Source organism: Paraburkholderia sp. IMGN_8 (assembly GCF_038050405.1).
Classification (GTDB): Bacteria; Pseudomonadota; Gammaproteobacteria; order Burkholderiales; family Burkholderiaceae; genus Paraburkholderia.
The window spans coordinates 4,246,497-4,269,842 of the sequence record NZ_CP150901.1; the positions used below are offsets into that span (position 1 = coordinate 4,246,497).

16 protein-coding genes are annotated in these 23,346 nt (G+C 56.0%); 11 read left to right on the plus strand and 5 right to left on the minus strand.

From position 1 onward, the window contains the following. Positions 1-81: 81 nt before the first annotated feature. From WN982_RS40160 to WN982_RS40170, 3 genes are all read right to left on the minus strand, one after another. Positions 82-4,641, minus strand: a complete 4,560-nt coding sequence (locus WN982_RS40160; protein ID WP_341317487.1) for an ATP-binding protein — start codon at positions 4,639-4,641, stop codon at positions 82-84. A gap of 466 nt (positions 4,642-5,107) precedes the next feature. Continuing rightward, on the minus strand, positions 5,108-5,944 hold the full coding sequence (locus tag WN982_RS40165) for an ImmA/IrrE family metallo-endopeptidase (RefSeq protein ID WP_341317488.1): 837 nt from the start codon (positions 5,942-5,944) through the stop codon (positions 5,108-5,110). Continuing rightward, the gene (locus tag WN982_RS40170) at positions 5,941-6,267 is read right to left on the minus strand and encodes a helix-turn-helix transcriptional regulator (protein ID WP_341317489.1); all 327 of its coding nucleotides are present in this window, start codon (positions 6,265-6,267) and stop codon (positions 5,941-5,943) included. Before WN982_RS40170 ends, WN982_RS40165 begins: the two co-directional genes overlap by 4 nt. 321 nt (positions 6,268-6,588) lie before the next feature. Between WN982_RS40170 and WN982_RS40175 the strand changes: the two genes are divergently transcribed. The 4 genes from WN982_RS40175 to WN982_RS40190 are packed head-to-tail and all read left to right on the plus strand — an operon-like array spanning position 6,589 to position 11,303. Next, entirely contained in the window at positions 6,589-7,725 is a 1,137-nt protein-coding gene (locus tag WN982_RS40175) for a hypothetical protein (protein WP_341317490.1), read from the plus strand. Then, positions 7,726-10,032, plus strand: coding sequence for a ThiF family adenylyltransferase (locus WN982_RS40180; RefSeq protein ID WP_341317491.1), 2,307 nt, complete (start codon positions 7,726-7,728; stop codon positions 10,030-10,032). It begins immediately after the preceding gene. After that, entirely contained in the window at positions 10,029-11,174 is a 1,146-nt protein-coding gene (locus tag WN982_RS40185; protein ID WP_341317492.1) for a patatin-like phospholipase family protein, read from the plus strand. Before WN982_RS40180 ends, WN982_RS40185 begins: the two co-directional genes overlap by 4 nt. Positions 11,175-11,177: 3 nt before the next feature. Then, positions 11,178-11,303: a hypothetical protein gene (locus tag WN982_RS40190; protein WP_341317493.1), complete on the plus strand. Its 126-nt coding sequence runs from the start codon at positions 11,178-11,180 to the stop codon at positions 11,301-11,303. Positions 11,304-11,646: 343 nt separating this feature from the next. Here the strand turns inward: WN982_RS40190 and WN982_RS40195 are convergent, their stop codons facing one another. After that, on the minus strand, positions 11,647-12,282 hold the full coding sequence (locus WN982_RS40195) for a TetR/AcrR family transcriptional regulator (RefSeq protein ID WP_341317494.1): 636 nt from the start codon (positions 12,280-12,282) through the stop codon (positions 11,647-11,649). A 187-nt stretch (positions 12,283-12,469) separates the two neighbouring features. Between WN982_RS40195 and WN982_RS40200 the strand changes: the two genes are divergently transcribed. The 7 genes from WN982_RS40200 to WN982_RS40230 all read left to right on the plus strand — a co-directional run bounded on the left by WN982_RS40200 (position 12,470) and on the right by WN982_RS40230 (position 21,365). Continuing rightward, on the plus strand, positions 12,470-13,525 hold the full coding sequence (locus tag WN982_RS40200; protein ID WP_341317495.1) for an LLM class flavin-dependent oxidoreductase: 1,056 nt from the start codon (positions 12,470-12,472) through the stop codon (positions 13,523-13,525). Positions 13,526-13,538: 13 nt separating this feature from the next. After that, positions 13,539-14,015: an ester cyclase gene (locus WN982_RS40205; RefSeq protein ID WP_341317496.1), complete on the plus strand. Its 477-nt coding sequence runs from the start codon at positions 13,539-13,541 to the stop codon at positions 14,013-14,015. Positions 14,016-14,076: 61 nt separating this feature from the next. Further along, complete coding sequence (locus tag WN982_RS40210) at positions 14,077-14,685, plus strand: NADPH-dependent FMN reductase (RefSeq protein ID WP_341319575.1); 609 nt, start codon at positions 14,077-14,079, stop codon at positions 14,683-14,685. Between the two features lie 337 nt (positions 14,686-15,022). Next, positions 15,023-15,988, plus strand: a complete 966-nt coding sequence (locus WN982_RS40215) for a transporter (protein WP_341317497.1) — start codon at positions 15,023-15,025, stop codon at positions 15,986-15,988. A gap of 725 nt (positions 15,989-16,713) precedes the next feature. Beyond that, complete coding sequence (locus WN982_RS40220; protein ID WP_341317498.1) at positions 16,714-18,231, plus strand: sensor domain-containing diguanylate cyclase; 1,518 nt, start codon at positions 16,714-16,716, stop codon at positions 18,229-18,231. A gap of 219 nt (positions 18,232-18,450) precedes the next feature. Beyond that, positions 18,451-19,821 carry an HNH endonuclease gene (locus WN982_RS40225; RefSeq protein WP_341317499.1) on the plus strand — a complete coding sequence of 457 codons (1,371 nt, stop codon included), beginning with the start codon at positions 18,451-18,453 and terminating at the stop codon, positions 19,819-19,821. 965 nt (positions 19,822-20,786) lie between these two features. Continuing rightward, positions 20,787-21,365 carry a YceI family protein gene (locus WN982_RS40230; protein WP_341317500.1) on the plus strand — a complete coding sequence of 193 codons (579 nt, stop codon included), beginning with the start codon at positions 20,787-20,789 and terminating at the stop codon, positions 21,363-21,365. Between the two features lie 220 nt (positions 21,366-21,585). Here the strand turns inward: WN982_RS40230 and WN982_RS40235 are convergent, their stop codons facing one another. Beyond that, positions 21,586-22,644 carry a methyl-accepting chemotaxis protein gene (locus WN982_RS40235; RefSeq protein ID WP_341317501.1) on the minus strand — a complete coding sequence of 353 codons (1,059 nt, stop codon included), beginning with the start codon at positions 22,642-22,644 and terminating at the stop codon, positions 21,586-21,588. Positions 22,645-23,346: the final 702 nt, after the last annotated feature.

Below are 23,346 nucleotides of genomic sequence, written 5' to 3' on the forward strand. Positions count from 1 at the left end.
ATGCGAAGGCAATTTGGAAGTATCTCGGACTGGGAGATGGGAGATCGGCTCAAACGTGAGCCGATTCCGGGTATTGGTTACCTACGGCCGCTCAGCATCCTTCAGCCATTCGTGAAGTGTACTTCCGGAGAGTCGAAGCAGAACATCCTGGACTGCAACAACGCGCCGCAAGAACTTTCCCCCATCTGACTCTTCGCGCTCCTCTGCCTCCTGAAACAGAGCACTTAAGGTTGCAGGCTCAAAAAACAATGACATATCGTCAGACCACTGTGTCCCCTCCAGCATGATCTCGACGGCGAGGAGAGCCTCGTCCGGCTCCTCATAAGCGACCGCCGCAAGCCACTTGAGGAACGAAGCCGGCGCTGTCTGTCTCGTCTGATCGACACGGTTTCTAAATGCAAACATCGCGCGCAGCAGTGGTTCGGGGATACCCCGAACGGGTGATTCCCCGTCGAACAAGCGTTGGTCGACTTCGTTGGCGACTGTCGTCGAAGGCGGAGAATGTTGGAGTACCCAAACAAGCATGCCGAGACAAAGGGTCCGGTGTTCATCATTCCCAGCATTTGTGGCGAACACACGAGCCGCACCGGTCCATCCGGGTTCGTCATCGATGGCAATGAGGTTGGTCGACAGCTCGCTGGTTGACACGTGCCCTGACAGGCACGCAAGACATGCAATATGTGCCCATGACTCAAATGCACGCGCCCCATATACAAGTGCAAGGTAGGGGGAGACCCTCTCAAAATGCGAGTGATAGCTGTAGTAGAGGCACGGCTCTGCCTCAGACCACGTCGGAGCATCCGCGTCCTGAGTGGCGAGGTTGAAAAGCGACCAACCGAGTTCAGGATCAACCTGCTGCAAATGCGGAAGATAGCGAAGGATGGCAAAGCGAACGGCGCGGTTCGTGTCGCTGGCAAGGCGACGGAGGGTCGAGCCAAGCATGGCGGGGATAGGTTTGGCCGCTGCTGCCCACCGCGTTGCGACGACCGCCGCCGCCTGGGTAGCATTTCCTCTTGTGCCGTTCAATGCTGTGGTCGCTAGATCGTCGCCCTCTTCCTGGGGGTCAGGGGAAAGCGACACGGTCACGAGGTGAAAGATAAATCGCGAAAGCTCGTCGTCGTCATCTATTACATGAGATGACGAATCAAGCACTTCGGCGGCTGCCCGCGTGCCACCCCAGGAGACCGGATGACGGTCTAACTCATCCAATGCTAGCTTCGCGAGCAGTCTTCCCGGCGGCTCCTCCTCCGTCTTCCATTCACCTGTGCTACTAAGGTTACCGAAGCGGTGGCTTATGTTCCGACTGATGCCCGACAGGATGGCGGCGCCGAATCGATCATCCAACTGAGGCCAATGGCCGGCGAGGAAGGTCAGGAATCGAACTGGGTAGCGGGAAGCGGCTTCTGACAACTGCGCCGCCACGGCGTCGGGCCCTCCAACGCGAAGAAAATCCTCCCCGTAGTAGCCCCTACTGTAATGACGCAATACGCGAACGACGCCCGCCGGCGAGAGTTCGACGAAACGTTTGTATTCGAACGGAGGTGGCACCCAGCCACCAGATCTCTCTATCAGCGGCTTGCGGTCAGCATTCCCAAGTTTGGTTTGAAGCTCGTCCAGGTAGGTGTCGGCCGCAGGCGATCTGAGGAAAGACGGTATCCAATCCAGGTAGTTTCGTCGCTTCCTTTGAATCCAGTCGCCGTCGAACTCGCTACCGCGCAGGCGTTCGAAGGTCGTCATAAGGTGGGTAAGGACCTCGTCCTGAACGTCCCGTTCGAGCAAATGAAACGAAGCATTGAGCAATTGCCCAATTTCGTAGTCGCCCCCATATTCGAGCATTGATGGGTCGCGAAGGACTGTCGCAATGCATGCAAGATTCGCTGCAGGTTCGGCGGTGACAGCGCGAAGCGCAATGTAGCGGAGTCCGCCGTCGGCGCTTTGCAGCAGGGAGCTGACGTTCTCCCGCCACCAGGCGGTGTCAGAGGCCGCATGCTGGAGGCACGCGGCCTCTATTGCACCGAGGAGCACTCCCCCGCCATCGACATGCTTCATGTCATATCGAGCGTGCGACTCCGAATACGACGTTTCGTGCAAGAATCCGGTGTGAAAGTCTCTTGTATCGATCTCGCCGAACTCGCGCCGGCTCCATCCGTCAACCTCAGCCACCGCGAGATTGAGAAGCGCCTCCGAGTCACGCATGCGTTTTGCCAGGAAGGCCCGATCAGTACCAGGATAATCGGGCCGGCATCGTAATTTCGATCCGATCCTGCGATAGTGGACATCTTCGGAAGTAACGTCTCCAACAATATACCGCCAGAGCAACTCATCACCGGAGTTCGAAGCGCAAACCCACTCTGCCAGATTCCTGCCCAGAAGGCTGCGGCCGACGAGAGGCGAGTCAATAAGCGCGGCGAAAACTTCTTCAAGCTGAGGCGCCGTCCAATCCGTCCAGTGCTGCATCGAACTGTAGACGATGCCGGCGGCTTGACCATGCGGGAGCCAGTCAAACCGCAGAATTTCCAGGAAGATTGGCAGAACGTGGCGTGGCGAGGTCGACACCCAAACATCTAGATGGTGCGCGTAAAGGAGCATGCCTTCAACGTTCCTTTTCGCGACCAATACCGGCCACCAGTGTAGTCTGAAGAACCCGAACCATTCAAACCCACGCGCCGCAAAGAAGAAATACCGAAAGAGTTCAGAATGCCTTGAACTCAGATGGGAAACCAGTCGCCAGTCGTCATCCGTTGGCTCGATTTCTGCAAGCGATTCTGCGACGAGTCGCTTCAGGTGAAATGCGATGTCGTTAGCGTCGGTGATCGCCCGAACTTGCGCGCGGAAGGCGCCCGGATCAGTGGAGCGCAGATGAAACAGGAAGCTGCGAACAGTAGGGCGCAGAAAAGGGGTTGCGGCATGAGCGCGGACGAAGCTGATCAATGTGGCTCCCGACCTGATTGCCGCGCGCACGATCAGGACATCGAGCAGGGTCTGATGTCCGAATTCAATGCCTCGAGAGGCGTTTTCAACGATAACGCCGTTACTGAGCAAGGAGGTCTTTATCTCTTGCGGCAGGCGTGCACTGGTCTGCGAAACAGACAGCCGTCGCCGCATCAGCATTTGTTGTCCGAGCGCTTCGAGTTGCAGCATTGCTGGATCGCCCAGCGATGGGTCCCGGGAGACGATAGTTTCGAGGTACAGCTCCGTCAGTTCCTGAGCGGTACTTGCTGCGGGAACCTGTCCGTCGCGAACTAGCTCTTCGAAGATCGCGAGCATGCGGGGATTCGTCAGGGTGACCCGTAGCCGCTCGGCGAGCGCTGAAACATCCACGCGCCATTGATTTAGTAGCGGTAGGACGTCCACGTTCCAGTCTAACGGGCCTAGATTGACAGTTCTATCCCATTCCCTGTGAGTTAGCCGGCGATCGTATTTCAGATCATAGCGCCTGCAGGCGGCGATTACCGTTACGTTCGGCACTATTGCCAGTTGGTCGATCACCGCGAGGAAGAAATTTAACGATGAATGCTCTCGCGAAAGCGACAGCACATCGATGGAGTCGAGAACAACCACAACGGGTCTATACTCGGCCATCCGGCCGACGGAGTTGAGAAGGTTGGGCACCAGTCCTAGCGAGCCGCGCTCAGCGTCGCTCGCTGCATCGGCAAATTCCCGACCCTGCACGAAGAGAACAGCGCGGTCGCTTTGTTCCTCAAGCCTGTCGACCAGGTCGAGTAGCAGGCAAGTTTTTCCCGCCCCTGGGCCGTCGGATATGAGAACGCGCTTGACACCTCTGCTCACGTGATCGAGGAGTTCACCGAGTGCTGGCCTCATGAGCTTTCGCGAGCCAATATCCCTGCGCCACGCCCTTCCAACCGACGAGGCCAGCCTGAATTCCCGAAGTAGGTCTACTTCATCACGAGGAGGGGCGTGCGCCGCTCCTGCCTTGGCAATGAGCTGTAGCAAGGTCTTTCTTGTCAGAGACGCGACAGGTGTTGTTTCAGCCGCATCGACCGTTGTCCGGCTTTTCAGGCGGTTCAGGCGGGCGGTCAAAGCGTCGAGAACGTCGTCAGCTCGAGTGACGTGTAACCTCAATCCTTCGAGGATGTCGGCGCTCAGCTGTGTTTGCGACGGAGTGACTTCGAAAGAGATGCGTCGGAGAAGACTGAAAAGTGTGTTGCTCCGTACGTCTATCCACTCTGACCAGAGAACGGTGAGCGCGTCGGCAACTTTCGATAATCCCTTGTTGGCGGCGAGACTAATCCGAAAAGAGTCGCTGTCAGGAAAGGCGTTGGAGTGCTCCTGTAGCTTCTGCATTTCACCGAACGGGACGGCGGAATAGAAGACCACAGCACCCTGTGAATCGCGGGTCAACTGCTTTGCCGCCTTCTTCAGGTCGTCCGCAAGGTCTGCGACTTTCCAGGAATCAAAGTCCGTCTGGTTCTTCTTACACTGGCAGTACGTCCTCTTGCCGTTTCGGCTTGCGACCACGACATCGTCAACGACGACAAACTCACCCGATACATCAAGTTCTGTCGAGTCTACGGTGACCCTTTCGATGTCGACGCCTGAAAGCATCCTGATTGCCCAGCGAGCCGCAATCAAAATTTCATAGTTGTCGCCACGGCTTGAGCGAACACTGGCCAGACTCATCGTTACCCCGGATCTTTCTTGATTATCGGACGCACCGTGCGCCACTGCGCGTGTTTCGATCTTGCAAGAGTTTATGTTACCGCCAAATATCGGCGTTAATCCTATTTAACATCATGCTACCGCAAGCGACATAGCCGGCAGTGGACTAGTCAACCAACGGCCGTACTACCGGTCGTCGCCGCCTGACGGAAACGCATCTCGGCAACCGTAAGCGGACCGAGCGACAGTTGGAGAAACCGAAAGGGGGCAATTAAGGAAAATGCGTCATGGGACAGTTGCAAAGTACCAGCGGCCGTTGAAAGAAACACACTCAAGGTTCTCCGATATCGCATTTCTGCTGACAGGCCAACCTCCGAGCTCCATTTTTCCACAAGCCGTTCTGGACCGGCGTCACCTTTGGCCTGTGCTTCTCGGTGAGCTGCAAGCGTTCTTTGAATCAATGGCCGTTGGCGCTCGTATGAGGTGCCTACTCCTCGTCTTCTGGAAGTTCGTCGATATAGAGAAGCGTGACGCTATAGCCGCCGAGCTGATGGAGCGTTTGTTCGAGGATTGTCTCGGGCAAGACCAGCCGTCGTTTTTCTTCGAGCCAGAGGTATGCAGGAACGTTGTCCCACACGATATCTCCGGCTTCCGCAGCGCTTTTGCGCGGAAGCGATTGGCCTTTTCGGACGCAAAGTGAATACGGGAACTCGGGTCCCTTGGTCCAGTAGCGCACGACGTTATTGTGTGCAAAGACGAACGCGACCGGGTAGTCCGACAGCGATTTGTATCTCCAGATGGTCGCCTCGACGCTAACGTCAAATTTTGAACTCAAGTCTACGACGTGCTCAAGCTCGGGTTCGCCGTAGGCGATCATCATCCGCTTGAATTCACGACGAGGCATGAGAAGCTCCGATGCGAACGTATTTGCCTCGACCTCTATGCCGGGTAGCTTTGAGCTCTGACCCATGGCCGACGAGGAGATGCTCATGTCGGCGGGCTTACATTCAAATCGCTCCTGCTTGTGCCAGGGAAGAAGAAAGTGCCCCAATTCGTGGCCAATCGTAAATCTGCGACGGCGAGGATCAGTTCCCGCGCGCACAAAGATTGCTCCTCGAGATTTCTCCGCGTTGGTGACAAGCATTCCGGCGAATCCGTCGCTATCAAGCTCGCTGATTGACTCTATTCCTGCGAGTCGCGAGAACTCTTCTAGGGGTACAGGGAATGGCACCGCTGGATTCTGCCGAAAGATTTCATCGGCGAGAGCATCCGGGGTCGCTTTGCCGTCGAGTTCCATCAAATCTAGCGTCACCGGGGAGGTCATCTTTGGTCTTTGTTGTCTTTGAAGTGCCTGATCATCTGCTTGACTGTGGCCCGATCTCTTTCTGAGAGGTCCTGGAGATCCCTGAAAAACACGGCCGCCTCGTCATTTTCCGATGGCGTTTCCCGGCCGGCGTCGAGAAGGAAATCGACGGTTACCTCAAAGTGCGCTGCTAACCTGCCAAGCAACTCGGCAGTCGGGTTGGAGCTCTTGCCTTTTTCGAGCTCCCATATGTGGGTTTTCGTTATCCCGACCGCGTCCGCTGTTGCCTGCAACGATTCGGCTTTTCGCAGACGTAACGTATTCAATTTTGCCCCAAGGGACATGGCAGCATCTCCACAGTGCTTTGGGTTGTCGGAATTCTAGTCATTATCCACCGTAAGATACATCCGAACGAATCCGTTGTCACCAGTTGCACGCTCGTGTCGTTAGATGTATCTTACGGAAATGGCCGGTTCATCCGCACGAACACCCACGTAAAAGCGGGTCTGGTGAGCCCCGAAGACCGATTCTCCGCGAATGCCCAGTTTTTATAAGGGTCATATCATCGTCGAGCAAACAGTCTTCGGAAGGATCTTTTCGAGAATGTGGCTTTCCCACTGGATCGTGTACCGGTGTGGCCCTGCAAACCTGTACAGGAGTTACCAGTGGCACAGCGTGTATTGTTTTATCCGGTGGGGAACGGTGATACCAGCCAGATTATTCTGGAGAACGGTAAGCGCCTGCTGTTCGATTTCCGTCATCTCTCGAAGACGGAAAGCGGCGAAGGGCCGGAAATCAACCTCAAGAAGCGCCTTCTCGATGAACTGAAAGAGGCAGGCCGCGATTACTTCAACGTGGTCGCGTTCACTCACGGCGACAAGGACCATCTCGAAAACAGCACGGAGTTCTTTGAACTTCGCCACGCTGCGAAGTACCAGGGCGGCAATCGGATCAAGATTGATACGCTCTGGGTACCCGCAGCGATGATTCTCGAGTGCGGCACCAACGACAATCAATCTTCCGAATTCGTCATCTGGAGGCAGGAGGCGCGGCATCGCCTTCGTGAAGGCAAAGGTATTCGCGTGTTTTCGAAGCCTGAGAAGCTCAAGGGATGGCTGGAAGAAAACGGCCTCACGCTCGAGTCTCGCAAGCACCTGATTACGGACGCGGGGCAACTCGTACCTGAGTACACCCTGGCGCAGGACGGTGTCGAGTTCTTCTGCCACTCGCCCTTCATCAAGCATGTCGATGAGGGTGATGACCTGCGCAACGAAGCGTCGCTGATTTTTAATGTCCGCTTCGTCAAGGGCGGCGAGCGGTACGACTATCTCGCAGTCGGCGACTCGACGTGGAACGTGCTCGAAGACATCGTGGCAACCACGAAATTCCACGGCAACATGGACAGGCTCGAGTGGGACCTGTTCAACATCCCACATCACTGTAGCGCTTACGCGCTAAGCGACGACAAGGGGGATTTCGAGACAGCACCCAAGCCGGGCGTGAAAGAGTTGTTGCTCAAAGGTAAGCCGGGCGCGTACATCGTCAGCTCAAGTTGCCCGATCTCCGATACGCGAGGGGGGCGCGAGCAGTCGCAACCGCCGCATATCCAGGCGAAGAAGTGTTACCAGACATACCTTCGCAAGGTCGGTGGGGCGAAGTTCCTTGTAACCATGGAAGAGCCCAACGGATTCAAGCCGGAGCCGATCGAATTCAAGATCGATACCTACGGCATGACGTGTAACGTTGCAAAAGCGTCCGCTGCAGCAATCGCGACGGCTGTGGCCGCACCCCGGGCCGGTTAGATGGAGACGGTCTACGCTGAGTTCGGCGCGCTCCTTCCGGGCACGGATGCCGGGCAGCTTCATACTGAAGGTGCCCGGCGGCTTCTTGCCGCCTCTGAGAAGAGCGATGCGTTCGATGTTATCGCGCTGCGTTCCTTTGAATGCGAGCAGGATGGAAAAAGCGTGCGTATCGCCGAGGGGATTGTCGTCGACTGTTGCGACGGGACCGTTCCGTCGCGCAATCCCGTCGGCATCAGGAACCGCGAGCGACTCCTTCTGATGTATCGGCAGGGAGGGGACATCCCGTACGAGGTTCGCGCATTGCGGACAGATTTTCCAGCCACATTGCATCAGAACCATGTTGGCCCTGGCGAGCCGCGCTCCTTGTGTCTGTACTTTGAACCGTGGAGCACGGTTGAGCGCGCGTGGACGCCTGAACGGCACCTCGCCCGCGTCGCATGGTGGCTCAGGGAAACGTCGCTCGGCACGCTGCACCGCAATGACCAGCCGTTGGAGCGGATGTACTTCGTTACTCCCTGGCATCTGGTGTTACCGCCGGATTTTTGCGAGCGGTCGCTTTCGTCGGACGAGGTGCTGTCGCTTCACGCGGCCCCATCGGAATCGGATAGAGTCGAAGTCATCATCGGGCAATTCCGGCCGAGGCATAGCACCGGGGAACCCGGGAACACTTTCACAGATGTTGTGCCGGTGGCCATCGCGCCGGTCGTTCACAGGCCCATTAGTGATTATCCTTCCAGTCTGGGAGCGCTAGAGGACCAGTTGGCCGAGCGCAGCTCCAGCGTAATCAGCGAACTGACGCGCGCAATCGAGAGCCACACGCCTACCTCGGGTCTGGAAATAAAAGCCAGGGGGATCGGTACCGTCATCGTGATACGCATGCCGGTTATCCCATCGGTCGGTGCCGAGCCCGAGCGCATTGACCTGCAAGGGGTCGTCGTCCGGGCCAGTCTTGCGCAGCTGGGTATTGCGTGTGGCGTACTTATCGACGGGAAAGACGGCAAAGCCTACGTTGACACAGTGATGCGGCTCGCATCGGCGACAGGTACGGCTCAGCCGGTTAGCGAAGCATGGCGGGATCTCGTTGTCGAACCGCTGGAGGTTCGCGTCGCGCCGACCAAGACAGACGCACGCGCCATGTCAGGGGTGAAGGATGGTGGCGCCGAGTTCGACGGCCTCATTGCGGGCGTCGGCGCCTTGGGTAGCGCGCTGGCGGACATGTGGTCGCGGGCAGGATGGGGTAGATGGACGCTGGTCGATGATGACGTACTGAGGGCACACAATATCGTGCGGCACCTTGGTCAGTATGAACACGTCGGACGGTCAAAGGCCGCTACCGTAGCGGGCCTGCTACACGGGAATTTTTTCCACGGTGTGGATCGAACGGCCGCCATTCATGCGAAGGTAACGGCAGGGGACGCGCGGGTTCATGCCGCAATCAAATCGGCAACCCTGCTGGTCGATGCTACGACTTCACTCAATGCGCCCCGGGACCTTGCCAGTAATGACGAGACGCCTCGCTCGGCGTCAACGTTCCTGACGCCATCAGGTCTCGGGTCAGTTCTACTGTTAGAAGACGGCACGCGCAATGTGCGGCTCTCGTCGCTGGAGCCGCAGTACTATCGCGCCGTGCTGATGAGCGATTGGGGCGCGGAGCACCTTGCCGGTCATTATGGCCAACTGTGGGTTGGAGGTGGTTGTCGAGACATTTCGGCGGTAATTTCGAACGAACTTGTGACACTGCATGCGGCGACCCTCGCTCGGCAATTGCGCCTGCACGTAGCAGCGCCCGATGCCCGGATGTGTGTCTGGAGTCTCGACGATGCGACAGGTCATCTTGCGGCAACTGAAATCCCAGTAAAAAAACCACTCTATAGCGATAGTGGCGGATGGCGGGTCGTTTGGGATGAAGGTCTGCACGAAAAATTGCGCACAATGCGCGATACGCGACTTCCTAACGAGACAGGGGGCGTTCTGTTGGGATACTGGGATCTGAAACTTGGTGTCTGCTTCCTCGTTGACGCGCTGTCAGCGCCCCTGGATAGCGTTGAGCAGCGGGCCGGCTTCATACGTGGGACCGCAGGACTGAAAGAGGCGCTTGAAGAATGTCGCCGTAGAACCGCCAACATTGTTGATTACGTCGGCGAATGGCATTCGCATCCTGATCGCGTTTCCAGTCGTCCGAGCACCGATGACCATGCGCTGCTCGACCATCTGGCGACCATCATGGAAAACGACGGATTGCCGAGTGTGATGCTTATCGTAGGCGACAGCGACACGACCATTTTGACGAACCCGGAGAAGCGTTGACTACGAGCACGGAAGGGCCGACGAAGCTCGGTCTAGCATTGTCAGGAGGGGGTGTCAGAGCCGCTGCATTTCACGCCGGTGTATTGCAGTATCTCGCTGAGCAGAGGCAGCTTGAGTACGTAAGCCACGTATCGTCTGTTTCCGGCGGAAGTCTATTCGTTGGGCTTGTGATGAGCCGCTCAAAATACGAATGGCCAACATCAGCGGCTTATCGGAACCACGTGTTCGGCGAAATCAGGGAGGTGTTGACGACAACCTCGCTGCAAACTTCGTCGCTTGTCCGCTTGCTCGCTAACCCACTGAACTGGCGATACTTCATGTCGCGCGCCAACATCATCGAGCAGGCTATCAGGTCGGTGTGGAAGATCGACGTATTGATGGGCGGGCTGAAACACACCCCGGTCTGGTCCATCAATGGCACTACAGGCGAGACAGGGGTGCGGTTTCGATTCAAAGGCGGGAGGATGGGGGACTATCAATCGGGCTATGCGTCGGTTGCGCACCTGAATCTGGCATCTGCGCTCGCTGTTTCGGCCGCATTCCCAGGCTTGATAGGGCCGCTTGCCATCCGACCACGGGATTTTCGATGGATGAAGCGCGAGCATTGGGATTCAAAAGATGGCGAGAAACCCTACGAAGTGCCACACGAACGTCTGCATCTATACGATGGTGGAATTTACGACAATCTCGGCATTGAACCTCTTTTCGACGTCGGCAGACAACAACTCAAGAAAAATGGTGACGAGAGTATCAATCGGCTGATTGTTTCCGATGCAGGTGCGGCGTTCCCTCGAAAGCAGATCCCACATCCGTTGAACCCGCACCGCTTCAGGCGGATTGCCGACATCGCGTTGGAGCAGACCCGAGCGCTGCGTGTCCGATGCTTTGCGAATTTCCTCCAGGCGAACGCGGGCGCGGGCCTGTATCTGCGCATTGGGGACGACGCCGAAACAGCCCTCGAGAAATGGAAAGAACGAACAAGCGCGGCGCTCTTGCTGGAACACAAGTGGCTCAGCAAGGAGTTCACGACTCGAGCCGCATCTGTACCGACTACGTTGGACAGACTAGACGAAACGGTGTTTGATCTCTTGGCTCGGCACGGCTACGAGACTGCCAGGTGGAATAGCGAACTCTGGAATTAAAAAGTGACCGCGAGAATACTCGCGGCTTTCGCATACGGGGATTGCAAGATGGATATCGAGGTCTTCTGCAAGCTGGCGATGGTCGCCGTCGGCGTCGCCGGGAACGTGAAGTTTCTCTATGACCGGTGAACCGGGAAGCGCGGGCGCCTGCGCGATGAATACAAGTTCGCTAAGGAATTCCTGGCGGATGCTTTGGATAAGTCCATGCATCCATTTCTCCGAGAGAAAGGCTACAAGGCACTGGCCGGCGATGAGCGTCTCATCGCAGACGAAGTGGAATACTAGCTGGAACCAAGGACGCGGCGCAAACGTATTTTCATGAGCGCGGCACCCGCTCCTGAAAATCGGGCAGCGTTGCGGGCGCACAACCCGCATATCCTCGCCGGTCGGCGGGGCTGTTCGTTCCGTTCTTCCCACCCGATTCGGAACGATGGGTTTTCAATACGGCGACGCCCAACATTCCGACGCGAATTTAGATGCCGAGGTTGCTGGCCCAGATGTCCGTGAGGACGCGAATTGCGAGGTCAACGCTATAGCGTTGAGGGTTGCTTACCAACTTGCGACATGCCTGTTGTAACGCGCCGACGAGAAGATCTGCGCGTAGCTGCACCTCCTCAATCTGCATTTCCTGTCTGCTCTTCATCATCCGGCAAAGCGCATCTGTTGCCAATCTGATTCCGACATCAATTTCTCGATACAGCTCTGGCTCGCTCGCGAGTGCCTGAAAACCGACAAGAAAGCGATCGCCGTTTTCGATCCAATGGCCGATGAATCGTCGAAGCCAGGACTCAAGGAATTCCCTGGTCGGGCTCCCGCAAGCAACGAACTCGTCGATGATGCTCTCGTTCTGGCGCTCCACCACCCGGATTAGGGAGCGCATGACTTCCAACTTGCTTTTGAAGTGAAGGTAAAAGGTCGCTCTTCCTACTCCGGCTTCCGCAACGATGTCGTCGGTAGTGGCCTCCGAATAGCCTCGGGCAAGGAAAACGCGAACGGCAGCGTCAAGCAGTCGCTCTTGGGTCATCAATTTTTGCTGCTCTCGTATCGATTGCTGCTTCTCGCCAGACGACATCTCACCGCGTCCCATACGTACGCGCCCCTTAGTCACACTGCCTCCTCTTGCGCCAGCCTATGAACGGCGCACGTTCGATTGAAAAAAAGAATAATGGACAATTAAGCCATTCGATATACACTTTGTCCATCAACGGGATTGAATGACTACTCAGCAGTCAGTCCGGCTATTGTAATCGAACTCGAGTATTGCCCCATCGTCAGCAAATTGGAGGAGACAAGGCGTGCATTTCACTCTTTATATCAACCCGCAGACTCCGGGCCCCGAGATGGACGGCGCAATCATGGATGCCGCCGTGGAGAATGCTATCCGGGCAGATCAGGCCGGATTTCGCGGCATCGCCCTGACGCACCATCACTTCAGTAACTACAACACCTACGGCAATTCGTTCGTTTTTGGCGCGTATCTGGCCAGCCAGATCAAGCGCGCCTGGCTATTGATGCAGGTCGCCGTTGCGCCGCTCATGCATCCGCTCGAACTCGTCGAGAACGCCAATCTGCTCGACCAGCTCTGGCGCGGACGCTTCATCATGGGCATTGGCAGCGGTGGGTCGCCACTCGAATTCGAAGGAATGGGCCGTGATCCCGCTTTACGAGGGAATCTCACAGAGGAAGTCATGGCTGTCGCGAATCGTGCCTGGGAGCACAAACCAGGAGATCCCCCCCTTGAGTACCGCACGCAACACAGCAGCGGTGTCATGAGAGGGCGCATCATGCCCGGGCCTTACCGGGAAGGCCGGCCTTTGATGGCGCGCGCGTCACTCAGTGACCATGGCTGGGCGGACGCAGGACGCCGAGGACAGCCGCTGTTTTTCGGTCGCAGCCCCGTGGAACGGGTCACACAGGCGATGAAAGTTTATGACGCGTCTCTCGCGGAAGCCGGTTGGAGCAAAGAGCAGGTGGAGTTCTGCAAGGATTGGACGACGATGCAGAAGACCGTGCTGATCGCCGATGACGACGACACCGCTCGCCAGTTGATCGAGGAGCCGCTCAGCAATTTGCACCGCCTTGGACAGGCTGCGTTCGCTGCCTACGGAGCCGAGCAACAAAAAGCGGTTACGGGCATCAGCAGCGACGATCCGGCGGCCTTCCGTAAATCATTCGTCGAAGGCGCCACAATCATTGGGTCGCCAGAGACGTTCATCGAAAATCTGAAACGATACGAAGATGCCGGTGTAAGGCATGTCGCTTTGCACATCAACTTTGGCTTCATGCGCCCCGAGATAACCCGTCGCACGCTCGACCTGTTCATCGACAAGGTCATGCCTAGATTTTCGTGAGGGAGGTGCAGCCATGCAAACCAATGAGGAGCTCCGCAACATCGAGTCTTTCCGTACGATCATCGATCGAATCATCAACGATGGCAACACGGACCTCTGTGAGCGCTATTTGCATCCGGACATGGCGATTCGGCGCTATGGCCTGACATCGCTGTCGGCTTTGCTGATTCCGAATCCTCCCCCTCCGGCGGCTGACGCAATCGCAGGATTTAAAGCCGGCCTCGCGCAGATTCGCGCTGCGTTCCCGGATTGGAGCCACACCATAGATCACGTCGTCGCAAAAGATGATTGGGTCTCCGGCACTTGGACGCTCAACTGCACGCACCTCGGCACCTTCATGGGGCTGCCTCCAACGCAGCGCTCCGTCAAAATGAATGAAGCGGGTTTTATGCGATTTGTTGATGGGCGGATGGTGGAGGGTTGGTTCATCGGCGACGAACTCGGGATGGCTCGGCAGCTTGGGGTGGAGTGCAGCGTACCCAAAGATTAGCTCGGGCACGTCATCAAAGATGGAAGATTCGTAGATTCTGAAATGAGGTTAATTGACTATCATGACCGGTAAAAATATTCTCGTCCTCGCGGGCTCGACGCGCCGCGAATCGTTGAACAGGAAGCTCGCATCGGCGGTGGCGACACAACTGATCGGAAAAGGGATGCACGTGACATTTCTTGACATAGCCGAGCACGATCTGCCGCTGTATAACGGCGATCTCGAGGTGCAGCATGGCATTCCTGATACAGCACATCGATTGCATGAAGCTTTTCGAACGCACCAAGGTGTGTTCATCGCAAGTCCAGAATACAACGCCAACGTTTCGCCGATAGTATCCAACGCAATCGCCTGGGTCTCGAGGGTGCAGAAGGACGGCGGTATCCAGTCTGCATTCGGCAATCCGGTATATGCGCTCGGAAGTGCTTCGCCGGGTGGCTTCGGAGGCTATCGCGGCTTGATGGCGCTGCGAAACATGCTTGAGTTGGGGCTTGGCGCGCGAGTACTGCCGGCCATGGTGACGGTCGGCATGGCACACGAAGCAATCAACGAGCATGGTCAAATTATTTCTCCCATGCCCCGTCAAATGCTCGATCGTCTGGTCTCTCAGCTAGATGAAGCGCTTGCGCACTGCGTGACGAATAACAGCCCGACGTCCGCGATCGCTTGATCCTATAAACCTCTCGCAACCAGTCGATGCGACCAGCGGCGGTACCACATGCCGCCGGTTCCAGATACCCGCTGCCTACCAGTCGCATAGTCTGCGCTAGCAATTTGTCTAGAGTTGCAGCCCCTGTCCTGCAGAGACATTTCCTTTGGGGCGCGGGACTGCAGCACGAACACAAAAACCGAAGTGGGTTAGCAGCCCCAATCTAGTCATTTTTTGGTGCTTTTAAATCGCAGCTTCGGGCAAAGTTATTTTGGCATATGGGCGTGCGGTTAAAAGGAGGCAGGCAGCGTTATCTTCATAGTATTTAGTACTACTACTAATATAAATGAGGCATAGAATGAGAACCAAGATCATCATTGGAGGCATGGCGCTGGCGGCAGGGCTATCTCCCGTAGCCGCGTGGTCATCGGAAGGCAATATATTCGGTGGCCCCGTAGGTGGGACGGATATTCGGAACGCAATGTTGCCCACGACGTCAGGTTTTTATGGAGCACTTGTCGGCGCGTATTCTTTCGCGAACCATCTCTATGGCGACAACTGGGCACAAAATAGTAAAGCCAAGGTAGACGCGCACGTATGGGGGGGTGCAGCAACTCTGATGTATGTGTATCCGTTTAAACTGTGGGGAGGTACGCTGGCGTCGAGCATACAGGGCCAGGTGACGTACGGTCACATGTCCGCGTTCGGGAAAAGCCAGTATTTTGAGGGGACCGGCGACATCTATTCGGAGCTCATTTCCTACAGCAAATACATCGGTCCGCTCTGGGGCGAACGCCCGGCCAATGGGCTGCCTTATTTGCCATACGGCCTGACGGTGAAGGCCGCTTACTCGATGATTTTCCCCACCGGGAAATACAACACCACCGACCTCCAGACAACAGGGCACAACGATTACTTTTACATCCCTAACTTCGCGGTGACCTACCTGACCGGCCCCAATGGTTTGGGAGATGGACTTGAATTCAGCGCCCACGTTTTTCTCGACTTCTCCTCTAGAAATAATAAAACAAAGTACTCTTCCGGCCCAGTAAATGATGTCGACATCGCAGTCAGTGAGCGCGTTGGACGCTGGCAGGCAGGGGTGGCGGGCTGTTACGCCACCCAATTGTCGGATGACACCATCAACGGTATCCAAGCGCCCCCGAACGGTAAGCGCTTGGCCTCAGTGGCGCTCGGTCCTGTATTGGCGTATGACATTCCCGACTGGAAGGCGAGTGTAAAGATCAAGGTGCAGTTACCTGTCGCGCAAAGAAACGCGTTGAACCTGACGAAGGTCATTGTTTCTTTTTCGAAGGCTTTGTAACGCTAAATGGCAACTGGCTCAAAGTTACGGGCCAGTTCATTGAGCCGATGTATCAACAGCCGGTGCATCGATTGCTATGTGCTCGCAAGAGTGTTCGTCGACGCCTTCTGCCTGCCGAAGTTGCCACCCTTCGCGCGAAGACATCGAAGTGCCCAGTAGCCTCTACGTAAGCGGCCCGCAAATCCGTCCTGACGGATTGGGTTGGGCGATGGTCCCAGGCGGGTGCCAGCGATGCGGCAGGTGCGTTTCTGGGCATCACAACGGAGCAATGTGTCGGTGCTTATCTTTGCAAGTCCCTATGATCCAGCAATTCGAATTTATATCCGTGTATAAATACTACTAATCCTTTGCAATCTTGATGCGTCTTTAAATTCATGCAAGCATCTTGACTTGTTCAGAATTGGCATGAGTGCGACTGTACGCCGATGGGTACGTATTGCTGTCGGAAATTTCTGCCGCGCCACTAGTCATGCTCTTGTGGCCGCTGGCTGCGACGTTGGCTCTTGCAAGCGGGCAAGCCAAATTGAGATCGTTGCGCTGAACACCGAGCGATTTTTGGGAGGCAGTAGTACGGCTGACCGCCGACCCATCTTGTCTCCGGGAGTGCGCCGTTACTTTCGGTTTCAGTGCCCGCAGAGAGTTGGCTCCCTGTTGCGCTATATCAACGTGTTGTCGTGGGAACAGTACGGGCGGATCTCAACTCCGCTTAAGCTTGATGGGGCCTCATGCGCTTGTCGTTGCCGTTTTTTATCCGTAGTCCGCATTCGGCCATTCCGCGCATTCTATCGCCTGTCGGAGTCGTCGTCGGAGCCGTTCTTTTGGCGCTCTTTATGTGCCTCGTCACGTCGTGGGTGCTCCTTGAATCCCGCGCTGACGCGCATAGTCGAGCCGAAGAGAACGCAAGAAACCTTGTGCTTGTAATTGATAGGGATATCTCACGCACCATTGAACTGTACGATCTGTCCTTACAGGCTGTGGTTGACGGTACTGCAGACCAGCAGGTTATGGCGTTACCACCTGCTTTGCGAAGCAAATTGCTGTTCGACCGGGCAGCGACAGGAAAATACCTAGGTTCCATTTTTGTTCTGGACGAGCACGGTAGCGTCGCTCTCGACTCGAAATCCACCGTGCCGCCGACCGGCAACTTCTCTGACCGGGACTATTTTTTGGTTCATCGTAGTTCTGCAGAAGCCGGCCTATACGTCAGCAAGCCCTACGGCTCGCGGTTGCGAAACGGCGCGCTTACCATTGCGCTAAGTCGAAGGGTCACGCGTCCTGACGGCACATTCGGAGGGATCGTCGTCGGTACATTGAGTATCGACTATTTTCGCGCGTTGCTTGATGGGCTGGCCGTGGGGAAGCATGGCACATCTGCGGTATTTGAGGCTAATGGGTCCATGATTACCCGCCTGCCGTACGATCCCGCACTTGTCGGGCGGGACATCCGAAATGCGCCAGCGTTTGCTAAGGCGATGTCGGCGCCTCAGGGAGCGTTTGCCGAAACGGCGTCTATAGACGGAGTTCGCAGGCTCTACGTCTATAAACATCTCTCCGGGCTTCCCATAATCGTTGCTGTTGAGCCAGCCGAGGCAGATATTTACGCTGAATGGCAACGGCGCGCCAGGCGCATAGCGGCGCTCGTGTTGGGTTTCACCATAGTCCTTATCATCGGTTCGATGCTTCTGGCAGGGGAGCTGGGACAACGACGGATTGCTGAATCCGAGTTGCAGCGGTTGGCGCACACGGATGCTCTCACGGGCTTGAACAACCGGGGAACGTTTGATGAAACACTTCAACTAGAGTGGCATCGGGCAGCGCGTACAGGACGCGAACTGTCGCTTCTCTTCGTCGATATCGACCAGTTCAAGGCATACAACGATTACTACGGCCATCCAGCTGGCGACGTTGTGCTGAAGGCGGTCGCGCGATGCGTGCTCGGCTGCGTAAGTCGGCCGGTCGATCAAGTCGCCCGATACGGTGGCGAGGAGTTTGTTGTAACGCTTCCCGACATGGGCGCAGCTGGGGCGATGTACGTAGCAGAGAAGGTCCGCAATGCTGTCTACGACCTCGGCATTGAGCATGCGCAGAGCCATTACGGGCGTGTGACAGCGAGTATCGGTGTGGTCAGCTCGCGAAATCGAACTTTCGACGAAGGTACCGCTCTGCTTGATATGGCCGACTCAGCGCTATACAGGGCGAAGTCGGCGGGTCGCAACAGAGTTTGTGAAGCAGAGCGCGTGTAGCTCATCCTCGGGATTGGCTATGGCGCCATAATCCTGCTTTACGGGTCATTGTCGCGTCGCCGTACCGGTTTCCCGACTGCAACGCTGCGGAGCGAGCTGCGCAGGAGGCGACGACATTGCCATTGGCGGCTACCGCGCGGTCCACGCCAGGAGGCCGAGGCGCGGGCATATCGCCGTTCGCACACCCCACCCCTATTGAAAACACACTTCAAGGTAACGATGGAAACCTGCTACTTTTGTGATAAGCCCTTCGACGGCGTCAAAGTGAAACGCCATGACGAGCACATCATCCCAAACGCAATCGGAGGCAAGCTGAAGTCATCGGAGTTCTTATGCGAAGGCTGCGGGGGAGAGCTATCCGTTTCAATCGATTCAGCATTCAATGAGCATCTACAGGTGTTTTCCGTTTTGCACGGGGTTTCGCGTGACAGAGGTGAGTCGAAGAAGGCTGCTGTAGAGGTGATTTCCCGCGTCACTCCGATGGGCGGCAAGAAATCGGTGACGTTCTCGTTGAATAGCGATTTCACCATCACCCCAGACCGTCCCATCTATTTTGTCGACGAGGACGAGCGACTGGCCACAATCTGCTGCTCAATTCCGAAGCAGGCGCAGACCTTCATGCAGAGCGCGGAAATAGGAAAACTACGCGATGACGGGTACAGGGTCGTTGTCGCGAGTGATATGGCGCAATTTGTCGTCCAATCAGCTTTGAGGGTCGACCTCGAAAGCATCGAAGTATTACGGGGGCTGGCGAAGATAGCCATCGAATACGCAATGCATTGCGGGGTTTCTATCGACGACCTTGTCGACTTCAGGGACCGGTTTATCAAGACCTGCGATGACGCGAAGTTGCGCAGAGCGGTCACGCAATACTATCCGACAACCGACGAGGAAAAGCTCTACGAGACGGGTAAATATCACCACGAGGATTGGTTTCCCAATCACCAGCTCTTCCTGTTTTCAAGCGGAAGAGACCTCTACTGCTACGTCGAGTTGTTCGGAGCAGTCCAGAAATATGTCCACCTGTCGTCCACGTATTCTGGAAATCTGGACGTCGAGAAGTACTTACAAAGAATCACTAGCTGGAATTTCGATCCCGCAGCCTGGCAAGGTGGACCGAAAGACCTCCATATTATGGCAGGCCAGTTTGACGTACCTTACGAGGGCAGATCGCTAGAGCAAGTGCAGAAGGACGTGCTTCACATGGCACAGACCCGGCCTTACGAATTGGATTCCGAGGCTCAGCTGGAAAAGGTCGAGGCGCTGGTGCACACGCTGATCGCCTACGCGATCTCCGACATTAAGGGGTTCGACGCAGTGGATGAGATGTTGCGAAAAGCTGCCGAAGCGAAATCTGGTTTGGGGTTCATGTTGGTGGATCGTCTAAAGCAAGATCAATTGCACGCCATGAAGTGGATCCACAAGGACTTCTCGTCGTTTCGTATCCAGTCGGAGGCCGATTCATGCCCCGCAGTGGCAGCGACCATCTCGCCGGAGAACCTTCAGCACTATGCAGCCTTCAGGCTGTATGAGACGCTATGCAGCATCGGTCGAGAGAATCAGATTGAATTTCTTTTGGAAAACTCGTGACACATGTGCCGGTTGGGCGCCGGCGCATGGTTGCGGCAACAATGAAGCGCACGCTCCAGCACGGGTAGCCGTCTGGCAGCAGCGAGAAACTAAGGCTCATGTTGCCAGAGCATCCTAGTGGATCCGACTCGCAGCGATGCTAGCGTCAGCACGCTCCTTTTGGCTGAATGTCATCACCGTGCGCGGCACCAAGCTCCAGGATACGGGCGATGTCTCGTGCGAAATCCTCTGCGCTTGAAATCCACTCCGGCGAGCCTACCCGGCTGTCAGACGGATTTCGCTTGCCCTGTGCCCTTCGGATTGTGGCGATACTTTGAGACAGGGCCTGGGCCTCGTGGTAAAGCGGATGTCCCGTTCCAAATGTAGTGTTTGTCATTTCTCTGATGTCGGCGAATCGCGGGAAAACTTTAGGGCGCAAGTTGCCTACGAAACTGGGCGTTTTGCATCTTAAATTTGCACGCTGAAGTGTCCGCTCATCTTCGAATTGGGGCTTCCAGCGATTCGCTCACCAGTGTCCCGGGTCTGGCACATGTTCGAATCGAGAGCGCGCTAGATGGACCGACGACGGAACCGCTCTGAGGGAGTAGTTGTTGACTGTCCGGAATCGGCAGAAAGCCGCCTCCGTAAGCTAGCGGATACCCCGCTGAGTTCCGTTCCGCCGTCGTACACAATCCGCTTTTATCAGCTCCCATTCAGTCCGCCGCATTGCGTATACGAGCGGAACGATCTGTTACCGTCGCAGTATCTATTCGCTTGACATAGGACAGCATACGATTCTACTCAGCGGCGCGTATGTGCGAGATATCGCAATGCGCGCAACTGCGCCGGGCAGCGCGAATCTCGCCTCAAGTGGCGTCCGGCGCAAAAACAGCAATCTCTTCAGGAGCGCATCGCGCGCGCTCTAACTTCAGCAAGCTATCACCAGAAGAATAGGTGGTAGCACACGTTTGTTCAAAGGAAATAGCATGAAAAATTATCTGGTCGCTGGAGCGACTGCGTTGGTGGCGTGCGTGTCGATGAATGCGCTCGCGATGGACACGTATCAGCTTGATCCGACACATACTTACCCGAGTTTCGAGGCCGACCACTTCGGTGGCATCTCGGTGTGGCGCGGCAAGTTCAAGACGAGCGCGGGCACGGTAACCCTTGATCGCGCGGCAAAGACCGGCACCGTCGACGTGACGATTGACACGACTTCGATCGATACCGGCAACGAAAAACTGGACCACCATCTGCAGACCAATGAATTTTTCGATGTGGAAAAGTATCCGACGGCTGTTTATAAGGGGACGAAGATTCGCTTTGCTGGCGACACGCCAGTAGAGGTAATCGGCACATTGACGATGCACGGCGTCACCAAGCCGCTCAATCTGAAGATTCAGTCTTTCAAATGTTTCCAGAATCCGATGCTCAAGCGGGAAGTGTGTGGAACAGACGCCTCAGCGACGTTTGATCGTGGAGACTTTGGAGTGGCCTATGGTAAGGACTATGGTTTCAATCTGAAAACCACGCTTCGTATCCAGGCTGAGGGCATCAAACAATAAGATGGCCCGCGTTGACAGCATCTTCCGGTAGTGGGTGAGGCGGTCGCAAATCTCGCGGCCGCTTCAGACGGAAGACGCGCCCGAATTGGCGCTCGATTCCTCGTCGGCTACGGGCACGCCGGAAACTGGTGCAGGCGTCGAATACCCGAAGTATCCGCATCAACAACGCTTCGCGGGTCGACGCGAAGCTGAGACATAGATGGCGCGCGCACCGAACTTGCTATCGAGCGGTCGTGGCCCGTCCTTCGGGTTTTTCCCGGACGATTACACCGTACCACCCTAGGCCGCGATAGCTCTCATAGCCGGGTGTCACCGCGAACGAGACCATGCGCCCGTCTAGAGCCTGGTAAAAGCCACTCTTCTTACCGTCAGTCTCGATTTTTAGATGTTCACCTAACGTGGCTTTGTCATCCGATGTTGCGATGACCCGGAAGGCCGAATCGACGATCATGCAGCGGGTTCGTTTCCATTCTTCGTCGGTCAGACGCACTCCCTTCACTATTGAGGAAGCTTGCGGTCCCCAGTCGAAGAATATTAGCAACGCTCCCAGCACCTGACCGTTCGCATCTCCATTCGCTCGAATTGCAGTTGCATACGTCGCGACCCGGGCACCCCTTAACATGGCCATGGCTTCGACGTCTGCTGCGATATAGTCGTCGCCATTCTGTGTTTTCATTGCGGCCTTAAGGCTAGCCATCTCTGCGACGCTCTTGCCTACTACTCCGTATGTCTCGGGGCGACCGTTGGCCACCACGGTGCCTTTCGCATCTACGATCCATAGATCCCGATAAACGGTGTAGCTACCGAGAATTACCGAGAGCCTTTGCGACGCGTAGCGCTGAACAGATACCTCCGGATTCGCAACGCAATCGACGATTGCCGAATCCGTTGCCCACCAGCGAACATCACACGAGCGTTCGTATAGGTTGCGATCAATGACGTCAATCATATTTAGCGCAAGGTCAGCGTATCGCTGACCTTCGTGCGAGCGAAGTCGCTCGATCATGCTATCTCCAAGGTCGGTCAACTTGGACAGTGACCCCGCCAGCTCCTTGTTCAATATTCCAGTTATTTCGGAGATGCGGTTGGAGACATGCTTCACCTGGTTGGCGACTACCGCGAATCCCTTGCCCGCATCGCCCGCACGCGCCGCTTCAATCAATGCGTTGAGGGCCAGGAAGGTCGTTTCCCGGTTGATGTCGTTAATGTCCGATATCTTGCCAATGGCAAGCTTTTTCACTTGATATGTGAGATCAACTATCTCTTGTGGATCCGACATGGATGCCCCGTCTAGGTTGCTCGTGCCTGCGAATAAGTAAGCTTTGATCCGGACGGGCAGGCCCCGTCACTTTGGTGACCAACACTCCAAGGTCCTCAGGTGCCGCAACGATGATGGAGAGCCAATTGTCTACGGACCAATTCAACGTCACGGCTTCAAAAAAATTCGCTCATGCCGGTCGGACCTCTGCCATACGGCGAAAACGCGTGGGGCGTGCGTTCCGAACCATACTATCTCTGCGAGCTCGCGACATACGTCTAGCAACTGCAGGCCCAACGCGGACATATGGAAAAAAGGTGCCGTAGCAATTCACATCGGCAGACGTATGCGTAGTGTATCAGCGGCATTTGACTTACAACGGGAAATGTCAAAATTCCCGGAAAAAACAACGATGAATGCCGTGCGCAGAGAATGAAGTTACCCGACATCGGCTGCACTGCGCTCGAGATTTCGTGGTGTTCAACGCGTGTCGGCGCCAGCAGATATTTGACGCTGGTAATCACAAGGCGAGCCTACGCTGAGTACGTTGAACGTAGAAAGTCATCGTTGTGATTGTCAGACTCATAGACGTAACGAACATTCTCAAGCACGCACTCTATTGGGTCGGCGGTGGGAAGTTAGCTTGCTCATGGTGCAACTTAGCTAAGCAAGTATCGATAGCATTCCAAACGTCTCTGTGGAGGATGCACACGACAAGGCATG

Coding starts and splice junctions, on each gene's coding strand:
- WN982_RS40160 (WP_341317487.1), bottom strand. CDS start 4,641: ATGAGTCTGGCCAGTGTTCGCTCAAGCCGTGGCGACAACTATGAAATT.
- WN982_RS40165 (WP_341317488.1), bottom strand. CDS start 5,944: ATGACCTCCCCGGTGACGCTAGATTTGATGGAACTCGACGGCAAAGCG.
- WN982_RS40170 (WP_341317489.1), bottom strand. CDS start 6,267: ATGTCCCTTGGGGCAAAATTGAATACGTTACGTCTGCGAAAAGCCGAA.
- WN982_RS40180 (WP_341317491.1), top strand. CDS start 7,726: ATGGAGACGGTCTACGCTGAGTTCGGCGCGCTCCTTCCGGGCACGGAT.
- WN982_RS40205 (WP_341317496.1), top strand. CDS start 13,539: ATGCAAACCAATGAGGAGCTCCGCAACATCGAGTCTTTCCGTACGATC.
- WN982_RS40210 (WP_341319575.1), top strand. CDS start 14,077: ATGACCGGTAAAAATATTCTCGTCCTCGCGGGCTCGACGCGCCGCGAA.
- WN982_RS40215 (WP_341317497.1), top strand. CDS start 15,023: ATGAGAACCAAGATCATCATTGGAGGCATGGCGCTGGCGGCAGGGCTA.
- WN982_RS40220 (WP_341317498.1), top strand. CDS start 16,714: ATGCGCTTGTCGTTGCCGTTTTTTATCCGTAGTCCGCATTCGGCCATT.
- WN982_RS40225 (WP_341317499.1), top strand. CDS start 18,451: ATGGAAACCTGCTACTTTTGTGATAAGCCCTTCGACGGCGTCAAAGTG.
- WN982_RS40230 (WP_341317500.1), top strand. CDS start 20,787: ATGAAAAATTATCTGGTCGCTGGAGCGACTGCGTTGGTGGCGTGCGTG.
- WN982_RS40235 (WP_341317501.1), bottom strand. CDS start 22,644: ATGTCGGATCCACAAGAGATAGTTGATCTCACATATCAAGTGAAAAAG.